This is a genomic window from uncultured Fretibacterium sp. (assembly GCF_963544685.1).
Lineage (GTDB): Bacteria > Synergistota > Synergistia > Synergistales > Aminobacteriaceae > CAJPSE01.
Genome location: NZ_CAUUGJ010000086.1, coordinates 1 through 10,087 on the forward strand (window position 1 = coordinate 1; position 10,087 = coordinate 10,087).

Genomic DNA, 10,087 nt, shown 5'->3' on the forward strand with positions numbered 1-10,087 from the left:
CGGGGTGCTGAACGCCCTGGCGGGATATTGGGCGGCCGCGTGGCTGGACGTCTCCATCGCGGGCGGCATCGCCGTGGCGACGGGGCTTTCCTTCCTCGGCATCTTCGTCCTGTCGCCCAGCCGGGGGCTGCTGAGCGCCGTTCGGCGGCGGGGCCGCCAAAAGATGGAGTATCGAGAGCGGATCGTGCTGATCCACCTCCGCCACCACGAGGGCAGCGGGGACGAGGCCGAGGAGCTGGGGGTCGGCTCCATCCACCGGCACCTCGGCTGGCCGAGGGAGCTCGCCGGCTCCGTGCTGCGGCGCCTCGAGGCCGAGGGGAGAATCCGCATCGAGGACGGGGTGGTGAAACCCGCTGCCGACGCCTGATTCCGTCAAAAGGAGGATCGGCCCCGGCAGGGACCGATCCTCCTTACGCGATTTTACGACAGCGGGGGAAGGGAACGGGGCCGCCGGGAAGACCCCTGACCGCCCCGCGCAGCCGCGCTCACGCCACCACGACGGAGATCCTCTGCCGGATGTGGTCTCCCTTTACGGCCTCGTCCACCATGGCGACGGCATAGTCGGCGTAGCTGATCACGCTCTCGCCTCTGGAGTTCAGGGTCAGCTCCTCCCCTCCCAGGATGTACTTGCCGGTCCTCGGCCCCTCGGCCTGAAAATCCGCGGCGGGGCTGATGTAGGTCCACCTCACGTCGTCTCGGGCGCGGAGCTCCTCCAGGGCCTTGCCCATGCTGGACGCGAGCGGTTTGAAGGCGTCCGGAAAGCCGGCCCCGTCCATCAGCTGCGCCGTGTGATCGGCGTTCACGTAGAGGCTTCCCGCCCCGCCGACGACCAGCAGCCTCGTGTTCCGGCCGCTCAGGGTGTCGCACAGGTGCTTCAGCGAGGCGCTGTGCTGCGGCAGGGTCTCCGGGGTCCAGGCCGCGAAAGCGTCCACGACGACGTCGAACCCCTCCAGGTCGGAGGCGGTCAGGTCGAAGAGGTCCTTTTGAATGGACCGCTTCGCCGCGCTCTGGTTCTCCCCCCGCACCACGGCCGTGACGTCCAGCCCTCTCCTCACCGCCTCCTCGACGATGAGACGCCCCGCCTTTCCATTGGCGCAGACCACAGCGATTTTCATGATTTCCTCCTCCACCCTTCAAAAATTTTCATCTTTTTTGTTCTCCCGGCATGTTTCCGCCGCGCCGGGAGCGGCGCATGAAGCCCGTTTGCCTCCACATAACGACATGCCGAGCAAGGCGGGCGACAACGACGAAGTACACGATCGATCGGAACCCTGAATTACGCTTCCTCGAGCTCCCTCAGGACCTCCCCGATATCCCCATCGACGAGAATCGAGCGGCCCTCCAGCTCGCGCGGGGCGGCCGCCTCCCCCAGGTTGACGCAGGCGTAGACCGCCCTTTCATTTCCGGCGGCCATGCGCTGGAAAGGATACTTGATGATGCCCGGCGTGTTCCAGCCCACCCCGAGCTCCAGGAACAGGAGCCGCGCGCCCTCGTGCCCCCGCAGGAAATCCCTGTACCGCCCCGCGGCGAGGTGCCAGGCCTCGTCCTCCACAAAGGTATCGTCACTGCGGAGGTTGTTCGCCATGGGGCCGCCGCACCGCGGACAGCGGGGAATCAGCTCCGTGGGGATTCGCATGTCCCTCTGCTCGGCCACCATGCGCCGCACCGGCGCTTCGTTGTCGTAGGTCCTTTGGTGGCAGGGCTTCGCGCATTGCCACAGCCCGTAGTCCCCCTGGGTGCAGAACAGGCGGAGCTCGTCGAACCCGGCCTTCTGAAAACAGTGGTCCACGTTGGTGGTGATGACGAAACAGTCCTTGCCGCTCATCAGAGCCCGCAGCCTGCGGTAGGCCGGGCCGGAGTCCTGGGCGTAGCGGTTGAGGTGGATGTGGCGGCTCCAATAGGCCCAGAACTCCTCCGGCGTGGGATAGGGGTAGAAACCGGCCGTGTACATGTCCCGGTAGCCGTACCTCCCGATGAAGTCGGCGAAGTTGCTCTCGAACCGCTCCCCGGAGTAGGTCATGCCGGAGGCCGTCGACAGGCCCGACCCCGCTCCGACCACGACGGCGTCCGCCTCCGCGATCCCGCGCCTCAGCCTCTCAATCGCATCCGAGCAGGCGCCGGTAGATCTCATGGTCGCTCTCCTTGAACACATCGAAGATCACCCTCATCCCCGCCCCATGTTCCCGCAGGAACCCCCTGACGGTCTCCACCGCGATCTCCGCGGCCTCCTGCTGCGGAAAACGGAACTCTCCCGTGGAGATGCAGCAAAACGCGATGCTGACAAGCCGGTGCGAGCGCGCAAGCTCCAGGCAGGAGCGATAGCAGTCGGCGAGCAGGGCGCGGTCCCTCCGCGTCGGGCGGTCGGCGACGATCGGTCCCACCGTGTGGACGACGTGGCGGCTGGGCAGGTTATAGGCCCCCGTGACCTTCGCGCCGCCCGTCGGCTCCTCGTGACCCTGCCGCCTCATGAGGGCGTCGCACTCGAGGCGGAGCTGGACCCCGGCGTAGGTGTGGATGACGTTGTCGATGCACCCGTGACCGGGCACGAAGCACCCCAGCAGGGAGGCGTTCGCGGCATTGACGACGGCGTCCGCCCTCAGCGTCGTGATGTCGCCCCTCCACACCGAGAGGAAGGAGGCGCCGGGCTCCTCCGCCGCGACGGGCAGCGCCTCCGCGTCCACGATTCCCTTCCTTCGCGTCTCCTCCCGAAGATAGGCGTCCTGCACCTCCAGGAAGTCCCCGCCGATGGGCCAGGGGGGACGGACGTTCATCAGGGCCCGAAGGAGCCGCCGTCGGCCCTCCCCGTCGTCCGGAATCTCCATGCCGCGGCAGCGCGGGTTTTCGTCCCGCAGAAAATGAAGCAGGTACTCCAGCCTTCCGGCCTGGTCCCCGATCCGACTCCCGATCCGATCCACGACACCACCGCCCTTCCGCTTCCTAGGGCACGGGGCTTGTCCCCGCCGTCCCTCTGCATTACAATAGCTCATCAAGTATCCTATGTAAAGCAGGCACATTATTGTTCTGTAGGTACCAAAAAGATACCATTGTGCGAACAGGTGGGGCGAGATGAAAAAGGACATGCCGGACTGCCCGATCGAGACGACCATGACGCTGATCTCCAACCGCTGGAAGGTGCTGATCCTCTGGGATCTGTCGGGCGGCGTCAAGCGTTTCGGCGAATTGAAGAAGCTGCTGGGCGGCATCAGCCAGAAGGTGCTGACGGCCAACCTGCGCCAGATGGAGGAGGCGGGGCTGCTGACCCGTACCGTCTACGCGGAGGTGCCGCCCCGGGTGGAGTACGCGCTGACGGAGACCGGTCGCAGCCTGCGGCCGGTCCTGGAGGCGATGCTGGAGTGGGGGACGCGCTACAAGGCCGGGACAGCGGCCGCAGCGGGCCCAACACCGTCCCCCATTCCCGACGGAGGAGCGTAGGCCGGAAGGACGGAGGCCGCCGATAGGTCCAGGCGCGGACCGCCCGAGCAAGCCCTACTTGCCTACTCATGTTTGTGCTATAATCGAACGAGTTTGCAGGGGCAAACCGCACTGCGGGTCCTGCCGAAGGGCTCAGCCGTTTGGGAGGGGAATACCGCGTCGTGTTTGGGGCCTCAACAATTTATTTTCGAGGAAGGAGTCGAGTCTATTGAGAAAACTGATGTCCGTATTCGGCGTCGCCGTCCTGTTCGCCCTGGCGGCGGGGCCGGCGATGGCCGCCAAGGTGGAGCTGCCCAAGGCGAACGGGCGCATCATACCCGCAACGCTCTTCCTGGTGGGAACCAGCGACAAGGAGGGACGCCCGGACGCCGCCGTCATCGACCGCGCCGGGATCGCCGGGGCCGTGGGCAGGGAGAAGATGTTCGTCTACGTCTCCGTGCGCCCCAGCCGCCAGACGGCCAGGAACATCGACGCGAAGGGCGTGTTCACGCTCAACGTTCCCAGCAGGGCCCAGCTGGAGCAGGCAGGGTTCTGCGGCACCGTCTCCGCCATTTCCGGGGACCAGTACATCGACAAGTTCGCCATTACGGGGCTGACCCCCGTGAAGGGCAGCCAGGTCGACGCGCCCATGATCCAGGAGTGCCCCATCTCCATGGAGTGCAAGGTCGTCAAGACCAAGAGCTTCGGCGAGGGCTCGCACACCATGTACATCGCCGAGGTCAAGAGCGTCTGGATCGACGATTCCGTCCTGAACGGCTCCGACTCCAAGTTCCCCGGATACCCCAACCCCGTGAAGGTCGATTCGATCCTCTACTACCCCGGCGGCGGCGCCGGATCGGGCTTCTACTCGATCGGGCAGCGCCAGGGCGCCAGCGAGGAGCTCTTCAAGACGAAGTACCCCGACGCCAAGCAGTGAGGAGGCATTGGTGAAGATGAAAAAGAGTATCGTTTTTTTCCGGTCGCTGTTGTTGCTTTCCCTTTTCACCCTGGTCGGGGCGGGCGCCGCGTGGGCGGCCAAGGTCGAGAACACGGCCAGTCCCGAGGTCCCCGCGCGCGTTATGCCCGCGTCCCTGCTGGTGATCGGGACCTACGACGATCAGGACCGCGCAAACTTCGGGCTCTTCGACCGCGGCGGGATCGCCACGTCGGCGCCCCAGACGCATATCGTCGTCGCCATGCGCAAGACGTCCTACACGCATAAGAACCTTCTGGAGCGCAAGGCCGCGACGATCAACATTCCCTCCGTCGCCCAGCTGGCCGAGGCCGACCTCTTCGGGTGCCTCTCCGGCATGAAGGACGGAAAGTTCACGGACAAGCTGGCCATGACCAAGCTGACGGCGGACAAGGGACAGGCCGTAGCCGCCCCAATGCTCCGCGAGTTCCCGATCTCCCTGGAGTGCGAGCTGGTCGAATGCGATTCCCTCGACCCCGACTCCCCCTTCGACCTCATCGTCCTCAAGGTGGTGAAGACCTGGGTGGACGAGGGGTACGCCAACGAGAAGCCCTCCGTCAATCCCAAGCCGGCCGGGCTGCCCGAGATCGCCCTCTACATCCCCGGACGCAGCGAGGGCAACACCGGCTACTTCGGCTTGGGGGACTACCTCGGGGACGGACACTCCGCAGGCAAGACCTACATGGAAAAGCTCGCCGCCCCCAAGCCCTGATCGCGGGGACCGGCACGGCAAGGAATAACGCAAAAGCGAGAAGGGCCGACCCGGGCCCTTCTCGCTTTTATGTTCGTGTGATAATGCCGCTGTGGCCGGGATCGGTCCCCCCATCGTCCGTTTCGATCGGAGGGGTACGCCCGGGTGCATGGGGCGTCCGCCTCCGTTCAGCGCGTGAACAGCACCGTGGCGTGGCCGGTGGTGCGGCTCGCGTTCGGGAGGAAGTCCGCGGAGTTGCTGCGCTCCAGCAGCTCGCTCCGCACGGCTCCGAGGCCCTGAAGGAGCGTCAGGAGGAGCCGCGCGCCCCGCGGGCAGTCCACGTCCAGCCCGTTGAGCTCGTCCAGGCGGAACGCGCACAGCACCGCGAGGGTGCGCTCGTCCTCGGCGTCGGACTCCGCGCGGGGCTTGTAATGGGAGAGGTCCATGCTCAGGATGACCACGCCGCCGCGTTTGCGAAGGAGCGCCTCCAGGGCCCTTCGCACGCGCAGGACCTGAAGGTCCGTCGCGCAGGACTTCACGACCAGCGGCAACACGGGGACGTCGCCGAAGAACTTTCGTACGCGCGGAATGTGCTCCGTGATGCCGTGGTCGCGCCGGGGGACGCCGTCCTGGCGCAGGGCCGCGCCCTTCAGGGACGAGGCCCCCTCCGCATCGGCCCGCAGGAGTCCCGCGGGCGTCCGCCAGTCCGCCGCCGAGAACACGATGTTCTGCCGCGCCCTCATGAAGTGGTCGGGCCCGATCAGGATGACGCGCGCCGGGTGGGGAATCTGCTCCCGAATCCGTTCGTAGAGGCGGTCGATGAGGGCCCCCGCCACGTTGTGATGGGGCGCGACGGCCCCGACGACGAGGGGCGGCTCCCCGCTCCCGAGGGCCGGGGAGGCAGGGAGCGCCAGGAACAGAAACAGGAGCAAGGACAAACACGGGAGGCCGCGGGGCACGGAGCCCTTCCGCACAAAACCCTCCCCGGAGAGGAACGGGCGCGGCCGGAGCACCCCGGCCGCGCCCCAGGCGCTACTCGTACAGTTTGCCATGCCAGGCCGGCAGGTACTGCTTCATGTCGTCCTGCCTCTTCGTGTCATAGACGATCGCCTTCCACTGATCGTCGTTCATGCGCCCCTCGCTCAGGGACTGGATGAAGGAGTAATAGGAGAACATGTAGCCCTCCGTCACGCGGAAGCCGCCGGACCGGTCGTTGACGTAGACGCTGAGCCTGCGCGGCGCTCCGACCCCCATGAAGAGGGCCCGGCCGGCCGAGGCGTCCGTCGCCACGTCCGCGACCAGGGCCATTCTCAGCTGATTCTGGGATGCCTTGTCGTAGACATCGTAGATATCCTCGGGCAGGACCGAGGGCAGGCGCAGCTCGATGATGGTCAGGAAGTCCGACGGCGTCATCGCGTCCTCGAGCGCACGGTCCGCGATGCCGGCCAGGGTCTCCATCTCCTCGGAGAACTGGGAGAACTTCCCGCGATAATACTCGTGCTCATCGGGGAACATGGGGGTCAGAAACTCCAGGATCTTGCGCGCGCTCTCCGCCAGGGCGCGGTAGAGCTTCGGCTCCGGCTCCACATAGCCGCGCGCAAACGGCTGAGAGAAGGGCCCGGCCACCCATTCGCCCCCGCCGTCCCCCATCTCGGCCCCGCTCTGCTCGGCGTAGAGGATGGTGTCGTGCTTCAGCTCGGCCATGGAGGCCTCCGCCGTCGTCAGTTTCTTGTAGCCCCAGGCGGCGGCGCGGGCGAAGAACTGCTGCGACCCCTCGGAGACGTTGTAGCTGCGCAGGGCGGAGAGCCAGGCGGTATAGGCGTTCGCCCCGTCCGCGGAGCTGCGGTACTCCGGCCACCGCTCCTCCAGCGCCTTCAGGTTGTCCCCGTAGTTCTTGAACTTCTCGTAGGGCTTGACCTCGTCCAGAGCCTGGGGCGAGCCCAGGACCGCCATGACGTCCAGCGGGTCGGGCAGGGCGCGCTTATCCTCATCCGTGCTCGTCCGGGGATGGGTGAGCGTATCGAAGATCATCGCGTCGAAGGTGATCCGGCGCGGCAGTACGGCGAACTTCTTGCCGGGCAGCTTCTGGATGGCGCTGGCCTTTCCGGTCCTGTCCAGAACCTCCAGGAGCTCCTTCACCCTGCCCGCGTCGCTCAGGTCCCCGAATTTGAACGGTTTCAGCGCCTCGACAAGCTCGTCCCACGTGTTGACGTTCGAGCTGCCGACCAGGTAGCGGATGGGGTCGTAGAGCGCACGCCACTTTTCCTGAACCTGCGGCACGGAGAGGATGTGGCACAGCAGCAGCGTGACCGCGGCTCCTCCCTCGTTGTCCAGCGGGAACGGCGTGCCCAGCAGATAGGTGGTGCGGAAATAGGCCTTGAAGTCCTCGTTCAGAGTGTAGTGCCCGCGCGGGGCGAAGAGGGTGAAGTCCTGCGGCAGCCCCGTGAAGGGATTGTCGCCCGTCCCCTCTCCCGCCATCACCCCCTTCGCGAATCCGGCGATGCCGTCATGGATCTCCGCCCCCCCGTTCGTCAGCAGGTGCATGGCGAGGGCGAGGTAATCGACGACCGCCGATGCGGCGTTTCGCCCCAGCTCCGAGCTCTCCAGGTCGTGGGGCAGGTCCTTCAGGGCCACGGTCATGGCCGACAGCAGCTCGAAGGTACGCGGCAGCAGAACCTTCTGCTCCACCTTCTGGAGCATCCGGTCGAAGTAGAGGTGAAACGCGTGGAGCGGCAGGTCCGCGGTGATGAAGCGGGGGGTGAGCGAGTCGATGGTGTTGTAGGCGTCCACCATGTCGTCCTCGTTCAGCTCCTTCACAAGGACGGGCTTGGGATCGACGTAGAAGCCGTTCTTCACCAGTGCCTTACGCTCGGCGCCGTCCAGCTTTGCGGGGAGCTTGTCCTCCTCCACCCGCGACAGTTCCGGCTTGGAGGCCGACAGGTCGACGAGCTCGGCCTCGGGCAGCCAGCCGCCGCGGCGGTCCGACCCCGAGCCTCCGTCGGAGTAGTCCGTGCCGAAGATGCAGAGCAGCCACGACGTCCCCTCGGCGTCCTTCGCCCGCCCCTCCGCGGTGACCACGGCCCCGCGCGGCAGGGAAAAGGAATGGAACTCCGAGACGGGGCGCTGGCCCGGCAGCAGGAAGGGCACGGTCCCGTCCTTCATCACCTGATAGGGCTTCGCGTCCACCGGCTCGTATTTGGGCATGGGCGTCAGCGCCGCGGCCTCGACGAGCCCCAACTCCCCTTCCGGGCCGGACAGGGACAGCCATCCCTTTTTGGAGGAGGGCTTCCCCTCCACGAGATCCCCGTAGACCAGCACCCCCAGGATCCCCTCGTTATACGGAATATCCTTCCATTTCCCGCCGGGCGCGGCCTTGACGTCCTTGACGGTCTCGAACAGCGGCGTGATGCGCGCCGTAACGACGTACTGCGTCCCGCCCTGAGCCCATGCGGGGCAATCGCAGAACGAGAGCGCCGCGCACAGGACACAAGCAAAAATCCCCAACCACTTCATCCTCAATTCGAATCACCTCATTCGTCCTCCGCGCTCCTCCCGGTGCATGGAGACGGAGCGCTTCGAGTATAACAGCCTTCCCCAATACTATACCGCAGGAACGTATTCCGTAAACCCACCTCCAAGGGAACCGACAGGGTGGTCTTTTCCACCGCTTTCATCGCCCCCTGTTATTGACATATGACGAAAAAGAGGTATCTTAATAAATGGCATATGCCGGATAAGGGTCAAGAAAATGATCGAGGAGGGATAACGATGGAAGAACGGATGGAAGAGCGGGCGGAAAAACGGATCGGAGAGCAGAGGAAGCGTCACGGCTGCTGCCATGGGCACGGCGGGTCGGACTGCGGCAAGGGCAGCGAAGGCAAAGGGCACTGCCACGGGAAGGGGAAGGGGAAGGGAAACGGAGGCGGCTGCGGGCACGATCACGGCGCGGGAGAGGAAGACAAGGGCAGCTGTTCCCGGGAGGGCAAAGCCGCGGCCTCCCTCGCGGCGGAAGCCTGAGGCGTTCGAGGCCCAGCCGATGCCCCGGCCGACGAAACGGCGGGATGTCTTTGCAATGCCCTGTTGCTCCCGCTTCGCCCCGGCGTCCGGGGAACGGGAGTGCGCCGCGGGCGACCCCGTGGTCCTGTCGGTGGACGAGTACGAGTCCCTTCGCCTCATCGACCTGGAGGGGCTGAGCCAGGAGGAGTGCGCCGGACGTATGCAGGTCGCCCGAACGACGGTCCAGGCCATCTACGACCGTGCCCGCGCCAAGGTCGCAGATTTTCTGGTCAACGCCAGGGAGCTCCGGATCGAGGGCGGGACCTACCGCATCTGCGGGGCGCGTGGCCCGGGCGGAGCGGAGCGTCACGGGCACGGCTGCTGCCGGCACGGAAAGGATTCCGGCCCCCGGTAGGGCCACGGCACATCACGGGGAAAAACCGCAGGGATCAAGCCCGCCGGCGGAGCCGGTGGGCTGCACCGCCCCCGTGAGGGCCCCCTGCCGGCAGCCCCGACGGCCCCTGAAGGCACGCGCCGCCGTCTCCGGCCGTCCTCAGTTTTATCCCAGTGCTGCGGCCGTGCCGGATCGTCATGCCGTCATTCGATCAGCCGGCCGCCTTTCGAACCCCTGGAGGGAGCGTTCAGCCGCCAGCCCTTTTCACGGTCGTACCGAACATAGCCGCTATTCCACGCCCAGCCCAGGATCGTCCGGCGCATCTCCTCCATACGCGCCCGGTCGCACAGGTCCGGGTCCCTGCCCTCACGCAATGCACGGGACAGAGTTCGATAATGTTTCATCCATTCCCTGCAGACGCCGTACGCGAGAAAGCAGGGCAGAAGCATAACAACCAGCCATGCGGAAGTATGCACAACCAGGTCTATCTCATCGTATACATAACGAGGAAAACCCTCGTTCCAGAAGCCGGCAAAAATCATGGCATCCCTGCCAATGAAAAGAATGGACAAGACAACGATGGCAAAACACCAGACCATGGACTTAAAATAGTAGGCAATGG

11 protein-coding genes and 1 pseudogene are annotated in these 10,087 nt (G+C 65.8%); 6 read left to right on the forward strand and 6 right to left on the reverse strand.

Annotation, left to right across the window (positions count from 1 at the left end; translation table 11 throughout):
- A pseudogene (locus tag ABLA28_RS08465) lies at nucleotides 1–367 on the forward strand (hypothetical protein); the annotation flags it as partial.
- A 118-nt stretch (nucleotides 368–485) separates the two neighbouring features.
- Here the strand turns inward: ABLA28_RS08465 and ABLA28_RS08470 are convergent.
- The 3 genes from ABLA28_RS08470 to ABLA28_RS08480 form a co-directional block, all read right to left on the reverse strand.
- On the reverse strand, nucleotides 486–1,115 hold the full coding sequence (locus ABLA28_RS08470; protein WP_347713285.1) for an NAD(P)-dependent oxidoreductase: 630 nt from the start codon (nucleotides 1,113–1,115) through the stop codon (nucleotides 486–488).
- A 161-nt stretch (nucleotides 1,116–1,276) separates the two neighbouring features.
- The gene (locus tag ABLA28_RS08475) at nucleotides 1,277–2,131 is read right to left on the reverse strand and encodes a Sir2 silent information regulator family NAD-dependent deacetylase (protein WP_347713286.1); all 855 of its coding nucleotides are present in this window, start codon (nucleotides 2,129–2,131) and stop codon (nucleotides 1,277–1,279) included.
- Nucleotides 2,097–2,915 (reverse strand): protein-ADP-ribose hydrolase, encoded by an 819-nt coding sequence (locus ABLA28_RS08480; RefSeq protein WP_347713287.1) that lies wholly within the window; start codon nucleotides 2,913–2,915, stop codon nucleotides 2,097–2,099. Before ABLA28_RS08480 ends, ABLA28_RS08475 begins: the two co-directional genes overlap by 35 nt.
- A gap of 151 nt (nucleotides 2,916–3,066) precedes the next feature.
- Here ABLA28_RS08480 and ABLA28_RS08485 point away from each other — a divergent pair, with 151 nt between their 5' ends.
- The 3 genes from ABLA28_RS08485 (at nucleotide 3,067) to ABLA28_RS08495 (ending at nucleotide 5,096) form a co-directional block, all read left to right on the forward strand.
- Nucleotides 3,067–3,432, forward strand: coding sequence for a helix-turn-helix domain-containing protein (locus ABLA28_RS08485; RefSeq protein ID WP_347713288.1), 366 nt, complete (start codon nucleotides 3,067–3,069; stop codon nucleotides 3,430–3,432).
- A 208-nt stretch (nucleotides 3,433–3,640) separates the two neighbouring features.
- Nucleotides 3,641–4,348: a flavin reductase family protein gene (locus tag ABLA28_RS08490; RefSeq protein WP_347713289.1), complete on the forward strand. Its 708-nt coding sequence runs from the start codon at nucleotides 3,641–3,643 to the stop codon at nucleotides 4,346–4,348.
- A gap of 16 nt (nucleotides 4,349–4,364) precedes the next feature.
- Nucleotides 4,365–5,096 (forward strand): flavin reductase, encoded by a 732-nt coding sequence (locus ABLA28_RS08495; protein ID WP_347713290.1) that lies wholly within the window; start codon nucleotides 4,365–4,367, stop codon nucleotides 5,094–5,096.
- Between the two features lie 167 nt (nucleotides 5,097–5,263).
- On the opposite strand, the gene amrB is transcribed toward ABLA28_RS08495, so the two are convergent.
- Together amrB and ABLA28_RS08505 are read right to left on the reverse strand one after the other, a co-directional pair.
- Nucleotides 5,264–6,049, reverse strand: a complete 786-nt coding sequence (gene amrB, locus ABLA28_RS08500) for an AmmeMemoRadiSam system protein B (RefSeq protein WP_347713291.1) — start codon at nucleotides 6,047–6,049, stop codon at nucleotides 5,264–5,266.
- Between the two features lie 58 nt (nucleotides 6,050–6,107).
- Nucleotides 6,108–8,588, reverse strand: coding sequence for a DUF3160 domain-containing protein (locus ABLA28_RS08505; protein ID WP_347713295.1), 2,481 nt, complete (start codon nucleotides 8,586–8,588; stop codon nucleotides 6,108–6,110).
- Between the two features lie 255 nt (nucleotides 8,589–8,843).
- On the opposite strand from ABLA28_RS08505, the gene ABLA28_RS08510 reads away from it, so the two are divergent.
- Together ABLA28_RS08510 and ABLA28_RS08515 are read left to right on the forward strand one after the other, a co-directional pair.
- Entirely contained in the window at nucleotides 8,844–9,092 is a 249-nt protein-coding gene (locus ABLA28_RS08510) for a hypothetical protein (RefSeq protein WP_347713292.1), read from the forward strand.
- Nucleotides 9,093–9,111: 19 nt separating this feature from the next.
- Nucleotides 9,112–9,486, forward strand: a complete 375-nt coding sequence (locus ABLA28_RS08515) for a DUF134 domain-containing protein (protein ID WP_347713293.1) — start codon at nucleotides 9,112–9,114, stop codon at nucleotides 9,484–9,486.
- A 182-nt stretch (nucleotides 9,487–9,668) separates the two neighbouring features.
- Here the strand turns inward: ABLA28_RS08515 and ABLA28_RS08520 are convergent.
- The coding region (locus ABLA28_RS08520) for a hypothetical protein (RefSeq protein ID WP_347713294.1) at nucleotides 9,669–10,087 on the reverse strand (419 nt) is incomplete at its 5' end.

What these genes read in the sequence shown, in the direction of transcription:
- ABLA28_RS08470 (WP_347713285.1), bottom strand. Translation starts at nt 1,115, where the DNA reads ATGAAAATCGCTGTGGTCTGCGCCAATGGAAAGGCGGGGCGTCTCATC.
- ABLA28_RS08475 (WP_347713286.1), bottom strand. Translation starts at nt 2,131, where the DNA reads ATGAGATCTACCGGCGCCTGCTCGGATGCGATTGAGAGGCTGAGGCGC.
- ABLA28_RS08485 (WP_347713288.1), top strand. Translation starts at nt 3,067, where the DNA reads ATGAAAAAGGACATGCCGGACTGCCCGATCGAGACGACCATGACGCTG.
- ABLA28_RS08495 (WP_347713290.1), top strand. Translation starts at nt 4,365, where the DNA reads ATGAAAAAGAGTATCGTTTTTTTCCGGTCGCTGTTGTTGCTTTCCCTT.
- ABLA28_RS08505 (WP_347713295.1), bottom strand. Translation starts at nt 8,588, where the DNA reads ATGAAGTGGTTGGGGATTTTTGCTTGTGTCCTGTGCGCGGCGCTCTCG.
- ABLA28_RS08510 (WP_347713292.1), top strand. Translation starts at nt 8,844, where the DNA reads ATGGAAGAACGGATGGAAGAGCGGGCGGAAAAACGGATCGGAGAGCAG.
- ABLA28_RS08515 (WP_347713293.1), top strand. Translation starts at nt 9,112, where the DNA reads ATGCCCCGGCCGACGAAACGGCGGGATGTCTTTGCAATGCCCTGTTGC.